Genomic DNA, 20,489 nt, shown 5'->3' on the forward strand with positions numbered 1-20,489 from the left:
TAAGGCGCTCGATGTTGCATATCATTTTAAAAATGACTTTAGCAAAGGTCAATGGTTTACAGATGTGCACTGCACTTAAAACCTCGCTATACTCCTACCCTATAATTTTTCGCCCAATAACGAATAAGAGTTCAAGATATGCAAGAGTTAGTTCCATTTGTTCAAGAGAATATGATTTTAGCCATCGTATGGATCGGCTTGGTTGTTGCCATCATTGCGAACGTTATCAAGACATCAAACGCAGCTTACAAAGAGATCACGGCAGCGCAAACCACACACATGATTAACCGTGAAAACGGTGTTGTGGTTGATATTCGAACTAAAGATGAGTTCAAAAAGGGCCATATTACTGACGCAGTTCACATTTTGCCGTCAGATATCAAAGCAAATAGCTTTGGTAGCCTTGAAAGCCACAAAGCAGACCCAATCATCGTAGTATGTAAGACAGGTCAAACAGCTCAAGAAAGCGCTAACCTACTGGTTAAAGCTGGTTTCGAAAACGTAAGCGTGCTGAAAAGCGGCTTAGTGGCTTGGAGCGAAGCTAACCTACCTTTGGTGAAAGGTAAAAAGTAGTTAAAGGTAAGCTGACCTAACTAAACGAATATGACTTTAAGGTTTTGTTCAACAGAGATGGCGAACGAAACCTAATTATAAATTTTTAAGGACAAGAAAATGGCTGAAGCAGCACAACAAGACGCACAACAGAACTTCGCAATCCAACGTATCTTCCTAAAAGACGTATCTTTCGAAGCGCCAAACTCTCCAGACATGTTTCAAAAAGAGTGGAACCCAGATGTAAAACTGGACCTAGACACTCAAAGTCGTGAACTTGGCGAAGGCGTGTACGAAGTAATCCTACGTCTAACGGTCACGGTTAAAAACGCAGAAGACACTGCATTCCTTTGTGAAGTTCAACAAGGCGGCATCTTCTCTGCAAGCGAAATGGAAGCAGGCCAACTGGCTCATTGCCTAGGTGCATTCTGCCCGAACATCCTGTTCCCATACGCTCGTGAAACAATTTCTAGCCTAGTGGTTAAAGGTACGTTCCCACAACTGAACCTAGCACCAGTTAACTTTGATGCTTTGTTCATGAACTACCTACAAAACCAAGCTCAACAAGCTGAAGGCGAACAAGCTTAAGTCTCAAAATAGAGCTTAACTCTAACGATTCAAGCGCTAGTTAGCTTTTAAATGCACATCGCAACTTCTGCGATGTGCATTTTTTCTTTACACTGTACTAAAATTGAAAGCTCCTCTGATTTTAGTGGATAGCTTTTCCAAGACTCTTCGATTTCCCTCATTATTTTTAGGTGGAAGCATGACAGAAACAACTCGCCCGACAATCTCGACAAACGCTTACGGCAAAGAGATCGCCATGACAGTCATTGGCGCAGGTTCTTACGGAACATCTTTAGCTATATCTCTAGCGCGAAACGGTGCAAACGTTGTTCTGTGGGGGCATGATCCTGTTCACATGGCTCGCCTCGAATCCGAGCGCGCAAATAATGAGTTTCTACCAAATATCGACTTCCCAGAAAGCCTAATCATCGAGTCGGATCTTGAGAAGGCAGTAACAGCAAGTCGTGATCTTCTTGTTGTCGTCCCTAGCCACGTGTTTGGTATTGTTTTAAATAGCCTTAAGCCTCACTTAACAGAGAACTCTCGCATCTGTTGGGCAACCAAAGGCTTAGAGCCAGAAACAGGCCGCCTGCTTAAAGATGTCGCGCACGGTGTACTGGGTGATGGTTACTCGTTAGCGGTTCTATCAGGGCCTACCTTCGCCAAAGAGTTAGCGATGGGCATGCCAACGGCTATCTCTGTGGCTTCCCCTGATGCAGAATTCCTTGAGCAACTTCAAGAAAAAATTCACTGTGGCAAAACGTTCCGTGTGTACGCAAATTCAGATTTTATTGGCATGCAACTTGGAGGTGCGGTGAAGAATGTTATCGCAATTGGCGCAGGCATGTCGGATGGTATTGGCTTTGGTGCCAATGCACGTACTGCACTCATCACTCGCGGCTTAGCTGAGATGAGCCGATTAGGCGCAGCTCTTGGTGCGCAACCAGAAACCTTCATGGGCATGGCTGGATTGGGTGACCTAGTGCTAACCTGTACTGATAACCAATCACGTAACCGTCGCTTTGGTTTGGCACTTGGCGCAGGTAAAGATGTAGATACAGCACAAGAAGAAATTGGCCAAGTAGTGGAAGGTTATCGCAACACCAAAGAAGTTTGGTTACTATCAGAACGTATGGGCGTTGAAATGCCCATTGTTGAACAGATTTATCAAGTGTTGTATCAAGGGAAAGATGCACACCTAGCAGCACAAGATCTGCTTGCTAGAGACAAAAAGTCAGAAAGATAGTAAGAGCAGATACGAAGAGAGTTAGAGGTACGGGGAATCAAGATGCGAATAGCATAAAGTAAATGACTCAAACAAAGTTCTCCAACTCGCTCCTCACTCTTGAAGATAACGTTAATATAATGTTCGTCATTCCAGAATTGAGGAACAAAGTATCTGGAATCTCATTTACGCTAATTGGTTTTTCTAAGCTTTTCGTATCTCTCATCTCGCTACGCGTATCTGGTTTAAAGGAATGGATGGAAAAATGAAACACTGTGAACAACAAAAAGTTTGGCAATGCATTGTGAAAGAAGCTCGACAGCAGTCTGAGCAAGAGCCTATGCTAGCGAGTTTTTACCATGCAACGATTATCAACCATGAAAGTTTAGGCGCTGCCCTTAGCTACATCCTAGCAAACAAGTTAAAGACAGCTTCAATGCCAGCAATGGCAGTCCGTGAAGTAGTTGAGCAAGCATTTAAGCAAGATCAATCGATTATTGATGCTGCTGCTTGTGATATTTGCGCAACGGTAAATCGAGATCCTGCGGTCGAAATGTACTCGATGCCTCTACTTTATCTGAAAGGCTACCACGCTCTGCAAGGTTACCGAGTAGCTAATTGGTTGTGGAAACAAGGGCGTATCGCACTTGCTACTTACCTACAAAACCAAATTTCAGTTGCTTGCCAAGTTGATATTCACCCAGCGGCTCGTATCGGTAAAGCTATCATGCTCGACCACGCCACTGGTATCGTGATTGGTGAAACTGCTATCGTCGAAAATGATGTATCGATCCTTCAAGACGTGACCCTTGGTGGTACCGGTAAAGAAGGCGGCGATCGTCACCCTAAGATTCGCGAAGGTGTGATGATTGGGGCCGGTGCTAAAATACTCGGCAACATTGAAGTAGGTGAAGGCGCGAAGATTGGGTCTTGCTCTGTTGTACTACAAGCCGTACCACCTCATACAACAGTCGCAGGCGTTCCTGCAAAAATTGTCGGAAAACCGAAAACAGATAAACCATCTTTAGATATGGACCAAGGCTTCAATGGTCGCTCGCAAAATTTCATTCATGGTGATGGAATATAAGAGCTGATTCTAGGTTCGATGAGCCGAGATACGAAAGACTTAAGAGCAGATGCTGAAAACTAATAAGAGCAACATGACGATAATGATGAAACCAGTCCAAGTAATTAGCACTGTTCTTTTGATATCAGCCAGCCTTTGCGCTGTTTTCTTCTCAACATCGCCACTTGCCGCATCGAAAGGGGAGCTGAAAGGTGTGTCGAGTGAGATATCTCGTCAACAAAAAACACTATCCTCACAACAGAAGAAGCTCGACAATTTACAAGCAAACCTCAAGCAACAAGAGCTCTCTATCTCCTTGCTTGAAAAAGCCATTAAAACAAGTAAAAAACAACTCAATACCGCCAATGCTAATGTTGCTAGCTTAGATAATAAGATTAAAGCGCTTACAGCACAGAAAAAAGCCCATACCGATAAGTTAGAGCAGCTGATTCAGACTTACTACATGACCAGCAGAGCCAAAGCCTCTTCTCACATCCTAAATACTGGCGTTGAAGAAGACCGCATCAGTCACTATTACCAACACCTCGCCAAAGTACGCTCTGCCACAATCAAAACGATCGAACAAACTCAACTTGAGTTAGAAGAAAGCCATAAGCAACGCCAACTTGAGCAAGAACAAATAGCAACACTGTTAAAACAACAGGTAGCAAAGCGCGATAAACTATCGCAGACCCAATCACTGCGTAAAAAGACCGTCGGCAGTATTAAGAAAAACATCTCTGGCGACAAAAATTACTTAGCCGAACTTCAACGCAATGAAACTCGCCTAAAAGCCGAAATAGCGAAAGCAGAAAAAGCCGCTCGAGAGAGACGCAATGCTATTCCTATGGATGGCTTAGCCAAACGTAAAGGTAAACTGCCTTGGCCAATCAAAGATAAAGTTCTGCATAACTACGGCTCACGCCAAACCGGCCAGGTAAATTGGAAAGGTATGGTGATCAAAGCGAAATACGGTCAGCAGGTAAAGTCTGTTTACTCAGGCACCGTCGTATTCGCTGAGTATTTACGTGGGTATGGTTTAGTGGTACTGCTTGATCACGGTAAAGGTGATATGACACTGTATGGCTTTAACCAAGCGCTTTTAAAGAAAGAAGGTGACAAGGTTAAAGCTGGTGAGGCTATTGCTCTCGCAGGTGACACTGGTGGACAAACCCGCCCATCGCTGTACTTTGAAATTCGTAGAAACAGCCAAGCTCAAAATCCGAAAAGATGGTTAGTTAGGTAAAAACAGATACGAGATATAAGTAACCGAGATGCGAAGAGCAAGCCCAAAGAGCTGAAAATCTCTGAATTCGCATTTATCAAACTCAGTCATTCCAGAATTGAGGGACGAAATATCTGGAATCTCTATCTCACATTGCCGTGAGTCATCTTTCGAGCCCTGACATAAAAAGATTCCCTATCACGCTCGTTCCTCGCTGTAGGGAATGACGTCGCGATTTATATCCCACCACTCGAATCTGCGCTTTCCCGCTCTCGTTACCCGAATCCCACTTACCGCTTACCCACATCTTCGCTTTTATTTGCTGTTCAACGCTCTTACACCATCTTCTAACAATGTCAGCTGCTCAAAGCCTTGAGTAGTTGCAATCGGTTTAACCGTGGCGATCATCTGCAACATTCCTTGATGCACAACTTGCTCTGTAATTTGAGCTTTTGGAGACATCGCAGACTGATACGCCAACCAACCCGATGCGATCAAGTGAAGAGAAGTCACCATCGATTTCATTTCTGTATCGGTTGCTTTGAGCAAGTTCAACTCAACAAAGGCTCTCATAATATCCACAAGATTCGTTTGCAGCTTTTCTTGAACGGCCATGTAATCAAGGTGCAGTTTTTCATCACGTGACAATATTTCAGGCAAATTTGCATAGAAGAATCGATACTTCCACATCAACGTGAAGATGGAATCTAAGTAGCTCTTTAGTAGCGTCAGGCTTTCTTGCTGCCCTTGAATCGGAGTAAACCTTTCAAGCAACTCTGTCGAATAGAGAGTAAAGATATCACGTACAATTTCTTGTTTGTTGCGGAAGTGGTAATAGAGGTTACCAGGGCTGATTTCGATGTGTTCAGCAATATGATTGGTCGTAATACTACGCTCGCCATGCTCATTAAAAAGCTCTAGAGCTGCGTAAACAATCTTGTCACGTGTTTTCATTAGCAATTAGATCCCTATCCGTTTAGTGGTTCAGTATATCGCCACTAAACAGATAGATCGACCTGTTCACATCTGGTCGAATTAGCTCTGACGAAAATAGAGTGGAATCAATCGTCCCTCAAATTAGCTAGGTCTATTGATTACAATATAGATTTTAGAGCCTGTGAAAAAGAGAGCGCACATTTATCTTTCTCCGATAGCTGAATAGATTGCTCTTGAGTCAAAGGCCACTCAACACCCAGTTCCGGATCATTCCACGCGATTGACATTTCCGCATCTGGGTTATAAAAGTCCGTACACTTATAAACAAACTCAGCCATATCGCTCGTCACATAAAAACCATGAGCAAAACCTTCGGGCACCCACATTTGACGCTTATTTTCTGCGGAAAGAATCTCTCCAACCCATTGACCAAAGGTCGCAGAGTCTTTGCGGATATCAACAGCAACATCAAATACCTCTCCCGAAATAACCCGAACTAATTTACCTTGGGTATTTTCAGTTTGGTAATGTAAACCGCGTAAAATACCCTTCTTAGACTTAGAGTGGTTATCTTGTACAAATTGTGTTGGCTTACCTGTGACTAATTTTTCAAATTGTTTTTTGTTCCACGTTTCCATGAAAAAACCGCGCTCGTCACCAAATACTTGGGGTTCTATAATTTTAACATCAGCTATGCGGGTATCTATCACTTTCATTATTTTATCCTGCGTACGCTTTGATATTGCTTAATGCCGCCTTCCAGTCACTAGGCTCGACCGCGAGAAGAGTCATAATTTTCTCTGTACTCAATTGAGAATTGCTTGGACGCTTTGCTGGCGTGGGATATTGTTCGGTCGCAATACTCGTGAGGCTCGGTTTGCTTGCAATGACACCTTGCTCGACTGCAATATTGAAAACAGCATCAGCAAATTCAAACCAACTCACATGCGGCAGACCCGAATAGTGATAAACACCATATTCCACCACATCACCTTCGTTAATGAGGTTCGCGATTTTGATCAAGGTACTTGCTATATCACCTGCATACGTAGGCCCACCAAACTGGTCACCCACGATACTCAATGTATCTCGGTTTTCACCTAAGCGAAGCATGGTCTTAACGAAATTATTGCCATTCTCACCAAACACCCAAGCAGTGCGAAGAATGATATGTTTATCACACGCTTCGGTAACAGCTATTTCACCAGCTAACTTACTTTTACCGTAAACACCTTGCGGGTTTGTGAGATCACTCTCTAGATACTCTCCTACTTTATCGCCTTCAAAAACATAGTCCGTCGAAATATGTAGAATCGCGGCCCCTAGGTTTTGCGCAGCTTGCGCTAAGAACTTAGGACCATCACGATTGATCGCATAAGAAAGCTCAACTTCCTCTTCAGCTTTATCAACCGCAGTATGCGCCGCTGCATTGATAATAATAGTAGGTTGAAATTCGCTAACAACGGCATTGACAGACTCTTGGCTCGTAATATCAAGATGCTCTCTATCAAGCGCTAATACCAATGTATTCTCATTGTTAGACAGTTGTTTAGTTAGACAAGAGCCAACTTGACCATTACAGCCAGTAATTAGTACGCGCATTAAGCTTTTGCCTTCTTTTGAAGTTCCGTGACTAAACGAGTCAAATACTGACCGTATTCATTTTTCATCATTGGCTTAGCAAGTATTAACATTTGCTCATCAGTTAACCAACCATTACGCCAAGCTATCTCTTCTAAACAAGCAACCTTTAGCCCTTGTACATTTTCAATAGTTTGAACAAAAGATGAAGCCTCATGAAGACTTTCATGTGTCCCTGTATCTAGCCACGCAAAACCACGACCTAATAGTTCCACATTCAGAGAACCATCATTTAGATACATTTCATTGAGAGTGGTAATTTCCAACTCACCTCGAAGAGATGGCTTCACTTGCTTTGCCATTTCTACAACTCGATTATCGTAGAAATACAAACCGGTTACCGCATAGTTAGATTTTGGTATTGCAGGCTTTTCTTCAATCGAAACAGCTTTCATTTTTTCATCAAATTCAACCACGCCAAAACGCTCAGGATCTTTAACTTGATAGCCAAAAACAGTAGCACCAGACTCTTTTGAAGCGGCATTTTGTAGCGTTCTAGAAAAAGACTGTCCGTAGAAGATATTATCCCCTAACACCAAACAAACACTGTCATCACCAATAAACTCTTCACCTATGATAAAAGCTTGCGCTAAACCATCAGGGCTTGGTTGAATTGCATACTCAAGGTTGATGCCAAAATCTGAGCCATCACCAAGTAAGCGTTGAAAACCAGCGTTATCCTCAGGGGTCGTAATAATCAAAATATCTTTGATACCAGCAAGCATTAACGTCGAGATGGGGTAAAAAACCATCGGCTTATCGTAAATGGGCAAAAGCTGTTTTGATACGCCGCGAGTAAGTGGATATAAACGCGTGCCTGAGCCTCCAGCAAGAACAATCCCTTTCATTACTTATCAACCTTACCATTTACAACTAAATCTGAAGAAACACCTAAGCGTTCACCAGCGTAAGAGCCATCTAATACGCGTGACCACCATTGTTTATTCTCTAAGTACCACTCGACTGTTTTACGAATACCTGATTCGAAAGTTTCTTCAGGCTTCCAACCCAATTCACGTTCGATCTTTGACGCATCGATTGCATAACGTACATCATGTCCAGGTCTATCAGTGACATAAGTTACTAAGTCAAGGTAGTTACCCACACCTTCTGGCTTATTGGGCACCAACTCTTCAAGTAATGAACAGATCGTTTTTACTACATCAATGTTTGCTTTTTCATTGTGACCACCAATATTATAGGTTTCACCTACCTCACCTTCAGTGACCACCTTGTACAACGCTCGTGCGTGGTCTTCGACAAACAGCCAATCACGGATTTGCATACCGTTGCCATACACTGGCAGAGGTTTTCCATCGAGAGCATTCAAGATCATCAATGGGATTAATTTTTCAGGGAAGTGGTAAGGGCCGTAGTTATTTGAGCAATTAGTTACGACGGTTGGTAAACCATAGGTGCGTAGCCAAGCTCGGACCAGATGATCAGAAGAAGCTTTCGAAGCGGAGTATGGGCTTGATGGCTCATACGACGTCGTCTCAGTAAACAAGTCATCCGTACCTTCTAAGTCGCCATAGACTTCGTCAGTAGAGATATGGTGGAAACGAAAAGCAGCTTTATCACTTTCAGAAAGCTCATTCCAATAGGCTCTAGTTGCTTCAAGTAATGTATATGTACCAACAATATTAGTTTCGATAAATGCAGCAGGGCCGTCAATCGAACGGTCAACATGAGATTCAGCAGCCAAGTGCATTACTGCATCAGGCTTATGCTGCTCAAAAATACGGTCTAGCTCAGTACGATTACAAATATCCACCGCTTCAAATGCATAGCGTTCGTGCTCTCCCACATCAACAAGAGACTCTAAGTTACCCGCATAAGTCAACTTATCAACATTCACGACGCTGCAAGATGTATTATTTATAATGTGACGAATGACTGCTGAACCGATGAAGCCAGCGCCGCCTGTAACTAATATCTTCATGAGATTTCTAAAACCCTAAAATTCAAAGGAAAAGTTCTTCTAATTTTGCAAATCTATTTATTACTATTCGAAGGATAGTTCGATACGTTAATACCAGCTCAAATGCTCACCAACTAAAATAGTTCAGAATCAATTGCGACTAAACAACGCTCATGTCGCGCGTAAGCCGCCCTTCAAAAAAAGTCGAAGACGTAGAATCTTTCATACTAAGACCGACAAGATCGTGTTGTGAGTAGGTAATAATGACTAGATTAACACAATCATATCACACTAGAATTAAAGAATTATTCCGCTAGCTCGCTTCGTTTGTTCCTTGCTATACTCGTGTGAGTTTGTATTCAAAAAAGTAGGAAGAAATATGATTATCGTAACTGGTGGTGCAGGCATGATTGGCAGCAATATTGTTAAGGCGCTCAATGAAGCAGGCCACAACGATATTCTAGTTGTCGACAACTTAAAAGATGGCAAAAAATTTAAGAACCTGGTTGACCTAGATATCACCGATTACATGGATCGTGATGACTTTCTAACTCAAGTTATGGCTGGTGATGATTTCGGTCATATTGAGGCTATTTTCCATGAAGGTGCATGTTCTGCGACCACCGAGTGGGATGGCAAATACATGATGCTCAACAACTATGAATACTCTAAAGAGTTACTGCATTACTGTATCGAGCGTGAGATTCCGTTCTTGTATGCTTCTTCTGCTGCCACTTATGGTGAAACCGATACCTTTATCGAAGAGCCGCAGTACGAAGGCGCGCTAAACGTATACGGCTATTCAAAACAGCAATTTGATAACTATGTGCGTCGCTTAACTGCAGATGCAACTGCACACAACGAAACGCTTTCTCAAATCACTGGGTTTCGATACTTCAATGTCTACGGTCCACGTGAACAGCACAAAGGCAGCATGGCTTCTGTCGCTTTCCACCTAAACAATCAAATGAACGCTGGTGAAAACCCGAAATTATTCGCAGGAAGCGAAACCTTCAAGCGTGATTTTGTGTATGTGGGTGATGTTGCGGCCGTAAACCTGTGGTTCTTAAAAAATGGCGTATCAGGTATCTTCAACCTAGGTACAGGTAATGCCGAATCATTTGAAGAAGTCGCAAAAGCGGTGATTAAACATCACGGTAAGGGAGAGATTGAAACTATCCCATTCCCTGAGCATTTGAAAGGTGCTTACCAAGAGTTTACTCAAGCTGATTTAACTAAGTTGCGTAATGCCGGTTGCGATGTTCAATTTAAATCGGTTGCTGAAGGTGTCAGCGAGTACATGCAGTCCGTTAATCGCTAGATTACACTCTCCTGAAAACAAGCTAACGGTATACTGTTAGCTTGTTCAATATATATCGCCAGTTAAAGGTTTACAGTGACAACTCAACGCGACGACTACGATCCTAAAGCATACAATCCTAAATTCATCAGTGCGTTTTTATCACCAAAACACTGGGGAACTTGGCTCGGGCTATGCCTATGTCTACCCATTTCTTTGCTGCCAAACTCGATTCGAGTAGCCATAGCAAAATTAGTGGCGACAAAAATGGCGAAGAAGCAACGTGGCTCAGTACAAAAGGCACGTATAAACCTCGCGCTTTGTTTTCCAGAAAAGTCTGTTCAAGAGCGTGAAACCATTCTAACCAATTGCCTAACAACTGCTGGCGCCTTTTTACTTGGTTTTCCTGCCATATCATTACGCAGTAAACGCTGGCTTGAAAGGCACTCAGAAATCATTGGATTAGAACACTTACAGCAGCTACAGCAAGACAATCAAAGTGCTATTTTGCTCGTACCTCACTCTTGGTGCATCGACATTCCGGCAATCCTTTTAGCTTCAAGAGGCTTACCCGTTTCTGCGATGGCAAATAGCCAGAAAAACCCTCTGACCGATTGGCTCATGCACAAGCAAAGAGTTCAGTATGGCGGGCGAGTTTATGATCGCAGTGGCGGCATTAAGCCTTTTATCAAATCAGTCAAAGATGGCTACTTGGGATATTACCTGCCAGATCAAGACCATGGCCCAGAGCAGAGTGTATTCTCAGACTTCTTTGCGACTGAAAAAGCGACCTTGCCCGGACTTGGAAAACTAGCAAAAGTAAGCCGAGCGAAGATTGTTCCGACTTTTGCCAGCTATAATATTGAGACGGGTAAGTACGAAATTGAAATCAAAGCGCCCATTGAGTTATCCGGCGATGAACATCAAGACGCTAGGGCAATGAATGAAGTCGTTGAAGGTTTTGTTAATCCGAAACCTGAGCAGTACATGTGGATTTTAAAGTTGTTAAAAACACGCAGGAATGGACAAGACCCATATGTGGGTTATTAACCTACATATGGGTATAAACCTACACGTAGGCATATAGACTCGATTGATTAGTTAGAAGTTTCTAACTAATCAATAACTTAAAATCTTTGATATTAATAAAGGCACCTTGATGCTCTTTGATTTTTTCAAGTGGCCATTCCCACCACTGTTCCATTAAAAGAGCTTCTCTTTCCTCTTCAGTAAAGCGCTTCTTAATTTCCTTCGCTGGAACACCACCCACAATACTGAATGCTTCTACATCTTTGGTCACAATAGAACCTGTTGCAATCACTGCACCATGCCCGATAGCCACTCCTGGGAATATTTTCACGTCTTCACCAATCCAAACATCGGATCCAACAACAACTTGGTAATGCTCCTCAACATACTTAGTATGCGAGTAAATAGTACCTTTGTTAAAATCCAATCCTTGTTTCTGCATCAGTCGATGATCTGCTCGATGAAAGCAAGGGTGAGTCGACACATAATCATTGACCGGGTGGTTATTTAGGACAATTTTCACATTATTAGCAATCGAGCAAAAACGACCTATTTTGACATTGTTCATATTACAATGAGTATCAATATAAGTACCGAAGCCAATATATGAAGCATTCACATCACAATCACTTGCTACAGAGTTACAGCCTTCAAATTGAGTGTCTGTAAAGTTTGATTTTCGAGAAAGGAAGTTCTTCTGTTTTTTTTGATCACGAATGAATATTAGCTTCTTAATCTTGCGTATGATTTTTTTCATAATGAGTCTATTCGCCATTACCAGATAGGAGTTTGTGATAAAAACCATCAACAGTATAATCTTCAAGCTTAATCAAAACTGATTCGTCAAAGTCGCTAGAGATAAAGCCTTCAATATTACTAGCAAGTTCATTTAGAGAGTCAAATATAAGAAAGTTATCTTTTGAGTATAAAGGGTGATTGTAAAGACTCGTATTATTCGTGATTACTTTTTTTCGAGCATATAACGCTTCTTTAACCCTCATAGTATCAGACGTCTGTCCATCAAGAACCATTTCCAATACACATTTGGTATTGAGCATCACGGTTAGGTATTCAACATAGGAATAAGACGGTTTCTTGTCAAAAACAATAAAATTGCACTTAAACCCATCCAGTGCATCTTTTATTTTTTGAACCTTTTCTTTCCTTCCTTTATCAACACCAACAAAAGAAACATCGTAATCAGATGATTTTGCTATCTCATCGATGATTTTAAGTTGAGGCATAGGTAGGTAAATATGCTTAAAGTTGTACTTTTCCGCATCACCTTCATCAAAAGTATACGTTTCGAAACCTTTTAGATGATGGTTCAGGCTTCCATCTGTGACATTTCTAAAAACAATCACCTTCCTCCCATCTACCTTTGATATCGACTTTATATCCCTCAAAGAGTCGGTGGTGAATATGACATCGAAGCCATTTAGTGCCTTTATTTTTCGTCTTATGATCGCTCCATAAGCCTCATGATAATGTTTTTTACTATAGAAAAATAAAAAGGAAACCAATTTAACTAGCCACTTACTTAGGAAAATATGATGCTTTTCATAATCAGACGATAGGACGTCAATTTCTAGTTTTTCATACTGTTGCTTATAGCCTACAAAAACCAGTTTCGGTTTCAATTTATCGTTCATAAGGCAACCTTTTAAAAGACTCGACAATACTTCCTAATGCACTATTGGCTTTATTACCTTCAACTACCTTCTCGTAATAACTAACATACGCTGCAGCCATGACATTGGCATTGAATTGATCTCTCGCGTATTCATTACAACGAGCTGAATCATAGGTGTCAGAATTTAAGATCCCCTCTACGAGCTCTTGTTCACAGCTCGATAAAAGACCTACCTCACTAGAAACTAATTCCGGCAGTGAGCCATAGGGTGTACCAAACACAGGGCAACCAAAATACAAACTCTCTGTAATCGCTAAGCCAAACGGTTCATGCCAAGTCACGGGGAATATCAGACCTTTTGACTGAGTCATGATCTGAGATTTCGTTGTATCGTCCACCATCCCTAAAAAACGAACATGACGATCTAACGTTAACCTGAAACCCATTTTTAGGTTCAAGCGATGCCCGCCCAAGACATCAAGCTGCTGGCCAGCTTTCTTGGTAATATCAATGGCACCTTGAACATTTTTAACTCGCCACGCCGCTTTCCCAAGAAAATGGAAACGTTCTCGTTTCAAGTTAAAGTTAGGCTTTTGGTAGTTATCCCAATTCAAGCCATTGTACACATAAGCTTGTGCACCATGATTTTTTGCGTGCTGAGATGAAACAAAGACGGTATTAGGGTCAATAGGGCCGTCTGAATTACCATGCTGCGTTAAAATGTAGGGATAAGAGATAGGCTCTAGATCAGAGTGGAAATGTACAACATCAATATCATTTGGAAGCTGACTTTGCAGTGGTACATTCGGTTGATACTCGATGACTCTCGCCCAATCACACTTTGTGCCTTTGCCAGCGAGCAGCGTCACTCGGTGCCCGGCAAGATGCAAAGCATAAACTAAGTCCCAAATGACTCGTTCGGTTCCACCATAATTCACCACAGGTAACGTGGCTCTTGTATACATTAAAATATTCATAATCACTTAATTTTTAAAAGCTTTTACTTTAGCGACAACAGCTTGATGAACACACTCTGGAACAAATTGCTCTATGTCTCCACCATGAATAGCGACTTCACGAACCAATGTTGATGATAAAAAAGCAAACTCTTCTGAAGGTGTCAAAAACAAGCTCTCTAGTTCTGGTTTTAATCGACGATACATTGTCGTCAAACCAAATTCATACTCAAAGTCCATTGTCGTTCTTAAGCCACGCACCAAAATTGAGGCGTTTTGCTCGGTCGCGAAATCAACCAGCAAACCGCTAAAACCTTCAACGGAAACATTAGGTAATTCATGGCAAGTTTCTCGCAATAAGGCCACACGCTCATCTAAGCTAAATAAGGTGGCTTTACTTGGGCTCTCTGCGACACCAATGACAAGTTTTTCAAACATACATGAGGCACGTTTAATTAAGTCATAATGGCCGTTAGTCACTGGATCAAAAGTACCTGGGTATATTGCTATTTTCATGACATTCCTTTATTCACTGGATGTTTTCTTGTTTTTCAATCGGCCTAATACACGGTCTAGCTGCTCAATCACCGATTCTGTAGAAATAAGAGCCATAAAATCTTTTCCTTTTACTCGGGTTCCCCATGGAAGCTCGTCAACCGCTTTACCGTGTTGCTCTTCAGCAATCTGTTCATAGACAGAAACCACACTGTCTAAACTATGGTAAGGCCCTGTTCGCATTGGGTTACTGTGCGCATACAAACCAATCACGGGGACACCTTGAGTCGTCGCAATGTGTGCAGGCCCTGAATCAGGAGCGATCACAACACTGGATTTACCAATCACTGCGGTAAGCTGCTTTAACGAGGTTGATCCTACTAAGTTAATACAAGGTGATGTCATGTGCTGAGAGATATTGTCGGTTAAATTGCGCTCTCTATCCGTTGGAGCACCACAAAAAACCACTTTAAAGCCTAACTGATAAGCGTGATCGGCGACAGCGGCATAGCGCTCAACTAACCAGTTTCTCTCATCTTTACTCGCGGCAGGGCTAATAACAATATACGGCTCATGCGCAAGCTCCATCGATAGTCTTTGATCTTCATCAGACAAAGCAAGATCCCATGTCGGCACCTGTTTGGGACATCCCAAAAAGTAAGCAAATTCAGAAAAATTATCTAACACATGAGATGCGTCCGTTTTTGGTAGCTTGCGATTGGTAAAGAGCCACTGCCCCTCTTTAGCACGTGTCCAACTAAAACCAAGTTTTACTTTTGCCTTTATTCCTAACGTTAACAGACTGGCTCTTAATGCAACTTGCATATGCAGTAAATAATCAAACCGAGTTGGACGCAGGGATACCCATACTTCTTTCATTCCTTTTAGGCCGCGTTTTTTATCAAACACTACAACTTGAATTCCAGGTATATCACCAAGTAATTGAGCTTCGATTTTTCCCATCACCCACGTGATCTGACATTCTGGATAGGTAGCTTGAATAAGTTGCACCACAGAAAGGGCATGACAAACGTCACCAATGGCAGATAAACGCAGAATACAAATAGATTTTGGAGCAGAAAGAGCGTTATTCATTGATCGATTCCAATGGCATCATTTCTAGAACAGCAGAAACAACGTTATCTGGCTTGATATCTTGAAGGCATGGCGAATAGACATCATCGCTAATTTGACATCTGTTTTTATAACAAGGGACGCAATTACGTTCAGATTGCACAAGTCGAATATTAGCGACTCTTTGGGAGCTAACACCATTGCTGTATAAATTGTTCGTTACATCAATTGGCTCTTCATATGGCCAAGGTGACCACATGCTTGCTGGCGCTACGCTAATAATAGATACAATTGGGATAGAGTAACCTGATGCGAGGTGACCCGGGCCACTATCAGGTCCAACAAAACCATCACTGTGTTTTATTAATACAGAGGTTTGAGCTAATGATAATTCCCCCAAAACACTGACCAGTTGATTCGATTCAGGAACTTGGCTAATGATTTGTTCAACAATGGTCTCGTCTCGTTCTAATTTAGCGCCAGATAAGACAATATTATAACCTGTAGATATCAGACGATTGATGACTTCAACCCAATACGAGACTGGCCACTGCTTAATTTCGTTGGAGGATGGCGCATGAACAACAATGTAGTTTGATGGCAATCTCTTTTGAACCGCTGAAGGTAATAACTCTTCGGGAGAGACTAGCCGTGCAATACAATTAACATCTATGGTATCCAGCATACGAGCAACGCGACTCATTTTATGCTCAAAACGATGCTGTTCTTTAATGTAATGAGTATAAATTAACTTTTTAACCCATGCTCCAGAAAGCGATTCATCAATTGCACCAAGTCTTTTCTTGCCAAAGATAAAACTATAGATAGCGGTTCTATCATTAAGCATTTCATTGATGACTAAATCATATCGACCATGCGCTTTTAAAATCCGGTAATAGTCCTTAATTGATGCTCTTGGCGGAATTTCAACTAAAGAGTCAACGTCTGGATTGGTACCAAAAACCATCTCCCCTCTAGCATTCACTAACACATCTATTGTTGCGGTCGGAAACGCTTTTCTCAGACTATGGGTAAAAGCAGAGATCAACAAACTATCACCAATGCAATGAGTGGCAACAACTAATATTTTTTGGTAACTACATGAATCGTTCATTAATCTGTTCGGCGTTTGATATACTGTTCTACCAAGTATGCCATAAACTCCCCAATACGAGACAGTGATTCATGTTTACAACAAAGCAAATCCATAAAACAACGTACTGGTATAATCCTAAATTACTCACCGAAGACGTTGAATTGGCTTTTTCTGTGGATTATTGGAAGGCGAATCAAGCAATACTGGGGCACGCTCAAGGTAGAGGAACAACATGGTTTGTTAAGGGAGAAAAAAGCGATTTCGCTCTTCGACATTATCACCGCGGCGGCTTGTTTGGAAAACTCGTTCGAGACAGCTATTTATTTACTGGATTAGAGAGCTCACGAGCATACCAAGAGTTAATGTTACTTGAGCTTCTAGCTAAACATAACGTTAATGTCCCAAGCCCAGTTGCTGCAAAGGTATCGAGAGAAGGGATCGTTTACAAAGCCGATATTTTAATTGAAAAGATTTCCGACGCAGAAGACTTAGTAAAGATATTGTCGAACAAAAAACTATCCGATACCCATTTCAACGATATTGGCCATCAAATTCGAAAAATGCACGATGCAGGGGTCAATCATACCGACCTCAATATCCATAACATTCTCGTAGATAAAGCAGGTAAGGTTTGGATTATCGATTTTGATAAATGCTTAACGCAGACAGGCAGCAACTGGAAAGAGAGTAATCTAAAGCGACTCGAGCGCTCATTCGAAAAAGAAGTTCGATTAGGAAGGATTGATGCTCAGCACTTTGATTTTTCACAAATTGAACAAGGGTACAAAGTGAGTACCCTTGAGAAACTGTGATTTATTCTTCTTTCAAACCAAATAACTTACGAAGTTTCTTTTTCTTTTTATAGATATGCCCTCGAATCACTTCAGCAAGAGGGCGCTTGAAGGACACTTCTTTAGCTAAGCGTATTTGCTCTTCAAATGGTTTATCTCCATGTGCTTCAAAGAACTGTTCCAACACCGTTCTCGCCCAGTCTTTTCGTCCACTCGTTGAATAATGATTGAGCCAAGCTTTCGCTGGTTCAATATTCACCTGTGTAGAGAGCGCTTCAGATAACGCAAACTGCTCTAAAGTGTGCGCCTCACACCCTTCTTGACGTAACGCTTGAATCAACACATCGGCATAATCAAAAGCTGATGTGTGTTTCCCGGTGATACCGATGACTGCCGACGCCCACATAACTGAGTCTGGATTGGTGCGGTAGACACTGCCATCCATAAGCTTTATATCTCTATCTCTAATATGTGCGTATTCATTGGTGCTTGGCAAAGTATTGATGTTCACTTCAGAGCAAAACAGTAACGCGTTTTTATCCGATATAGAGTCGAAGTAGACGTTTGTTGGCACGTTAAAATACGTATCTGTATCTAAAAAAAGCAGTTTATCTTCAGGACTCAACTCTAAATTATCACAAAGATATTTTAAGCCGCGGTTCTTGATTCTAAAGTGATAAGTATTGTCTAGACTCCATTCAGCCTTTTGAGCTGGCGATATCGGAAACACTTTAATTGGCATATTAGCGAAGTGCTCAGGCTCTTCTGCTAGAACAGAAATTTCAGGCCTAGTTCCATTTGCCTCAACCCAATTGGCTAAAAAAGACAAAATGCAAAATCTTGCGCCTTGATAGTAAGTTCTATCATTGCCATAAATGACAAATGTTAAGTGTTTTCTAGCCAATTCTGATTTCATAATTTAGTACTTCGTAATATTTTTAAAAAGTGCTTTGTGCTTGCTGCTGACATGGCTTCGAACATGAGTTCGGTATCCCTCTTTAAACCAACTTCTAACCGTCGCATAAAGTCCTGAGGTTCTACCACTCAACTCACTATCAAATGCACCGGTTTTACTGCCCTGACGAACCAAAGGTGGGTGTGTCCAAAAAATATTGTACTCTAATGTCGTTCGCTCATTACCAATATAGCCATCAATAGGTGCGTCAGTTATATTGCTTTCCATATGCTCTACCATTGCACGAGCAAAACTAAGGTCATAAAGCAAACCACCAGTAAGCTTGTTCGTTTTACACAAGTACAGATGTTGATTTGGAACTCTTACTGATGCAGGTACTAAGCTCGACGCCTCTTCAATATTGACAAGATACCTTTCTTCACCACGAAGTTCATTTTGGAAAGCTTCTAGTTGCTCAATAAAATCGCTATTTAAAAAAGCATCATCTTCTAACACTAATACTTGTGGAATTTGTTCTTCTACGACTTTTTTCATCACTAAGTAGTGCTTATAAAAGCAAGACTTCTCAGGGAGCCTCAGTGAGTCGTCAAAAAAACCATTTCTAACGTCATCAGATAGATCATCGATATCACCAGCTAACATATATTCGTAATCAGTGATGCCCACTTCTGGCAGGTGCTTATCTATATGTTTTCTACGTTCTTCGTAGCCTTTGCTTACATGAATAACAAAAGTTTTGATCATGGTGATGTCTCAATATTGGTTGACTGATTATTGGTGACTGAATGATGTATCAATTGGAGTGTTTGTTGTAACGCACCTTGATTCTGTTGAACTATACCATAGCCTATTCGCCCTTTTTCAATTAACTCTTTAGGCTTGGATAATGCACTGATCATTTGTAAAGCAAGCTCATTCTCATCGGCTACAACAGACAGTGCGCTCGAGTCGATCAATTGATTCGCCAGGTCTGCAAAATTGAAATAGCTCGGCCCTGTTAAGCAGTATTTTTGAAGCAATGCAGGTTCGATGAAGTTATGCCCTCCTACTTTCTTTCCAAGTAGGCTTCCTCCCATAAAAACAAGATCGCTCGCAGAAAGCATAACCATAAGCTCTCCCATCGTATCCCCCAAGTAAACGTCGACATCGAGCGGTAACTCGTCAACAACTTCGGTTCGACGAACCAAAACTAAGCCTTGGTTTTTGGCCAATTCAGCAACTGAATCAAACCGTTCAGGGTGACGAGGTACTATCACTAAGAGTAATTTTGGCAGTTGGATTTTGGCTTGTTGATAAGCTCTAAATATTTGTTCATCTTCGCCCGCATGAGTGCTCGCTGCGACCAAAACTTGCCTATCCTGTCCCAAAATACTTTTAAGATGTTCACCTTGTGCGATTACATGATTATCAATCGACACATCGTACTTAATTGACCCTGTGACAATGACTTTTTCGCTCGGCGCACCTAGTAACTCAAATCGAGATTTATCATCAGAGTGTACCGTCAATATTAAACTTAACTTAGAAATTGTCGGATAAATTAACGAACTCATTTTTTGATAATTACTGGCTGATTTTTCGGATAATCGTCCATTGACTAATATCATCGGAATATCATTTTTAGCAACGGTGTTAATGGTGTTTGGCCATAATTCCGTTTCAATAATGAGCATGTTGTCTGGCTGAACGCGGTTGATAAAACGTTGAACACACCAACTAAAATCAATAGGCATATAACGATGGCTAATCGAACCGCTCATCTTTTCGACCTGCTCAGCGCCTGTACTCGTTGTTGTAGTGATCAGTATTCTTTTATCTGGGTTTTGTATCGCCAGTTGTTCAACTAACTTTTTACTCGCCAGCACTTCCCCTACTGAAACGGCATGAATCCAAATCACACCCGATTGTCTATTCTTAATAGGCGGTGTAAATCCGAAATGCTCTTTCCAGCGATGACCAAAAGGCGGTTTGTTTGCTTTGGAGCGATATAAGCCCCAAAGCAGAATAGGGCTAACAAGGAAAAGTAGCGCAGTATAGGCCCAACGAACGACGATGCTCATATAACG

At 41.7% G+C, this 20,489-nt stretch carries 22 protein-coding genes; 8 read left to right on the top strand and 14 right to left on the bottom strand.

The window, feature by feature from the left end; all coding sequences use genetic code 11:
- The first annotated feature begins 138 nt into the window (after positions 1 to 138).
- The 5 genes from K08M4_RS13875 to K08M4_RS13900 all read left to right on the top strand — a co-directional run bounded on the left by K08M4_RS13875 (position 139) and on the right by K08M4_RS13900 (position 4,656).
- Positions 139 to 573, top strand: coding sequence for a rhodanese-like domain-containing protein (locus K08M4_RS13875; RefSeq protein ID WP_016786319.1), 435 nt, complete (start codon positions 139 to 141; stop codon positions 571 to 573).
- A 99-nt stretch (positions 574 to 672) separates the two neighbouring features.
- Positions 673 to 1,140 carry a protein-export chaperone SecB gene (gene secB, locus K08M4_RS13880; RefSeq protein ID WP_009847959.1) on the top strand — a complete coding sequence of 156 codons (468 nt, stop codon included), beginning with the start codon at positions 673 to 675 and terminating at the stop codon, positions 1,138 to 1,140.
- Between the two features lie 178 nt (positions 1,141 to 1,318).
- The gene (gene gpsA / locus K08M4_RS13885) at positions 1,319 to 2,365 is read left to right on the top strand and encodes an NAD(P)H-dependent glycerol-3-phosphate dehydrogenase (protein WP_086050224.1); all 1,047 of its coding nucleotides are present in this window, start codon (positions 1,319 to 1,321) and stop codon (positions 2,363 to 2,365) included.
- A gap of 244 nt (positions 2,366 to 2,609) precedes the next feature.
- Positions 2,610 to 3,431 (top strand): serine O-acetyltransferase, encoded by an 822-nt coding sequence (cysE, locus tag K08M4_RS13895; RefSeq protein ID WP_052880228.1) that lies wholly within the window; start codon positions 2,610 to 2,612, stop codon positions 3,429 to 3,431.
- Between the two features lie 73 nt (positions 3,432 to 3,504).
- Positions 3,505 to 4,656, top strand: a complete 1,152-nt coding sequence (locus K08M4_RS13900; RefSeq protein WP_257789242.1) for a murein hydrolase activator EnvC family protein — start codon at positions 3,505 to 3,507, stop codon at positions 4,654 to 4,656.
- Between the two features lie 294 nt (positions 4,657 to 4,950).
- On the opposite strand, the gene K08M4_RS13905 is transcribed toward K08M4_RS13900, so the two are convergent.
- From K08M4_RS13905 to rffG, 5 genes are all read right to left on the bottom strand, one after another.
- On the bottom strand, positions 4,951 to 5,589 hold the full coding sequence (locus K08M4_RS13905; RefSeq protein WP_086050227.1) for a TetR/AcrR family transcriptional regulator: 639 nt from the start codon (positions 5,587 to 5,589) through the stop codon (positions 4,951 to 4,953).
- A gap of 140 nt (positions 5,590 to 5,729) precedes the next feature.
- Entirely contained in the window at positions 5,730 to 6,287 is a 558-nt protein-coding gene (gene rfbC, locus K08M4_RS13910) for a dTDP-4-dehydrorhamnose 3,5-epimerase (RefSeq protein ID WP_086050228.1), read from the bottom strand.
- Positions 6,288 to 6,291: 4 nt separating this feature from the next.
- Positions 6,292 to 7,173 carry a dTDP-4-dehydrorhamnose reductase gene (gene rfbD, locus K08M4_RS13915; RefSeq protein WP_086050229.1) on the bottom strand — a complete coding sequence of 294 codons (882 nt, stop codon included), beginning with the start codon at positions 7,171 to 7,173 and terminating at the stop codon, positions 6,292 to 6,294.
- Complete coding sequence (rfbA, locus tag K08M4_RS13920) at positions 7,173 to 8,060, bottom strand: glucose-1-phosphate thymidylyltransferase RfbA (RefSeq protein WP_086050230.1); 888 nt, start codon at positions 8,058 to 8,060, stop codon at positions 7,173 to 7,175. The genes rfbD and rfbA overlap by 1 nt, the downstream gene beginning before the upstream one ends.
- Positions 8,060 to 9,154 (bottom strand): dTDP-glucose 4,6-dehydratase, encoded by a 1,095-nt coding sequence (gene rffG / locus K08M4_RS13925; protein WP_086050231.1) that lies wholly within the window; start codon positions 9,152 to 9,154, stop codon positions 8,060 to 8,062. The genes rfbA and rffG overlap by 1 nt, the downstream gene beginning before the upstream one ends.
- Positions 9,155 to 9,512: 358 nt before the next feature.
- Here rffG and rfaD point away from each other — a divergent pair, with 358 nt between their 5' ends.
- Positions 9,513 to 10,454, top strand: a complete 942-nt coding sequence (gene rfaD, locus K08M4_RS13930) for an ADP-glyceromanno-heptose 6-epimerase (protein ID WP_041472718.1) — start codon at positions 9,513 to 9,515, stop codon at positions 10,452 to 10,454.
- Between the two features lie 75 nt (positions 10,455 to 10,529).
- A complete protein-coding gene (gene lpxM, locus K08M4_RS13935; RefSeq protein ID WP_086050232.1) occupies positions 10,530 to 11,483 on the top strand; it encodes a lauroyl-Kdo(2)-lipid IV(A) myristoyltransferase in 954 nt (317 codons plus the stop codon).
- Between the two features lie 61 nt (positions 11,484 to 11,544).
- On the opposite strand, the gene K08M4_RS13940 is transcribed toward lpxM, so the two are convergent.
- From K08M4_RS13940 to K08M4_RS13965, 6 genes are read right to left on the bottom strand one after another with little or no spacing between them, the layout of a single operon-like run.
- A complete protein-coding gene (locus tag K08M4_RS13940; RefSeq protein WP_012603052.1) occupies positions 11,545 to 12,219 on the bottom strand; it encodes a CatB-related O-acetyltransferase in 675 nt (224 codons plus the stop codon).
- 7 nt (positions 12,220 to 12,226) lie between these two features.
- Positions 12,227 to 13,114: a WaaS/CpsH family glycosyltransferase gene (locus K08M4_RS13945; protein ID WP_086050233.1), complete on the bottom strand. Its 888-nt coding sequence runs from the start codon at positions 13,112 to 13,114 to the stop codon at positions 12,227 to 12,229.
- Positions 13,104 to 14,060, bottom strand: coding sequence for a glycosyltransferase (locus K08M4_RS13950; RefSeq protein WP_198299299.1), 957 nt, complete (start codon positions 14,058 to 14,060; stop codon positions 13,104 to 13,106). The genes K08M4_RS13945 and K08M4_RS13950 overlap by 11 nt, the downstream gene beginning before the upstream one ends.
- 18 nt (positions 14,061 to 14,078) lie before the next feature.
- Complete coding sequence (coaD, locus tag K08M4_RS13955; protein ID WP_086050234.1) at positions 14,079 to 14,567, bottom strand: pantetheine-phosphate adenylyltransferase; 489 nt, start codon at positions 14,565 to 14,567, stop codon at positions 14,079 to 14,081.
- A gap of 9 nt (positions 14,568 to 14,576) precedes the next feature.
- A complete protein-coding gene (locus K08M4_RS13960) occupies positions 14,577 to 15,641 on the bottom strand; it encodes a glycosyltransferase family 9 protein (RefSeq protein ID WP_086050235.1) in 1,065 nt (354 codons plus the stop codon).
- Positions 15,634 to 16,734, bottom strand: a complete 1,101-nt coding sequence (locus K08M4_RS13965; RefSeq protein WP_086050236.1) for a glycosyltransferase family 9 protein — start codon at positions 16,732 to 16,734, stop codon at positions 15,634 to 15,636. Before K08M4_RS13965 ends, K08M4_RS13960 begins: the two co-directional genes overlap by 8 nt.
- 71 nt (positions 16,735 to 16,805) lie before the next feature.
- Between K08M4_RS13965 and K08M4_RS13970 the strand changes: the two genes are divergently transcribed.
- Positions 16,806 to 17,528: a 3-deoxy-D-manno-octulosonic acid kinase gene (locus K08M4_RS13970; protein ID WP_086050237.1), complete on the top strand. Its 723-nt coding sequence runs from the start codon at positions 16,806 to 16,808 to the stop codon at positions 17,526 to 17,528.
- 1 nt (position 17,529) lies between these two features.
- On the opposite strand, the gene K08M4_RS13975 is transcribed toward K08M4_RS13970, so the two are convergent.
- The 3 genes from K08M4_RS13975 to waaA are packed head-to-tail and all read right to left on the bottom strand — an operon-like array spanning position 17,530 to position 20,483.
- Positions 17,530 to 18,423 (bottom strand): hypothetical protein, encoded by an 894-nt coding sequence (locus K08M4_RS13975; protein ID WP_086050238.1) that lies wholly within the window; start codon positions 18,421 to 18,423, stop codon positions 17,530 to 17,532.
- Positions 18,424 to 18,426: 3 nt separating this feature from the next.
- On the bottom strand, positions 18,427 to 19,167 hold the full coding sequence (locus tag K08M4_RS13980) for a glycosyltransferase family 25 protein (protein WP_086050239.1): 741 nt from the start codon (positions 19,165 to 19,167) through the stop codon (positions 18,427 to 18,429).
- Positions 19,164 to 20,483: a lipid IV(A) 3-deoxy-D-manno-octulosonic acid transferase gene (gene waaA, locus K08M4_RS13985; protein WP_086050240.1), complete on the bottom strand. Its 1,320-nt coding sequence runs from the start codon at positions 20,481 to 20,483 to the stop codon at positions 19,164 to 19,166. Before waaA ends, K08M4_RS13980 begins: the two co-directional genes overlap by 4 nt.
- Positions 20,484 to 20,489 lie beyond the last annotated feature (6 nt).

It is taken from the genome of Vibrio syngnathi (assembly GCF_002119525.1).
Lineage (GTDB): Bacteria > Pseudomonadota > Gammaproteobacteria > Enterobacterales > Vibrionaceae > Vibrio > Vibrio syngnathi.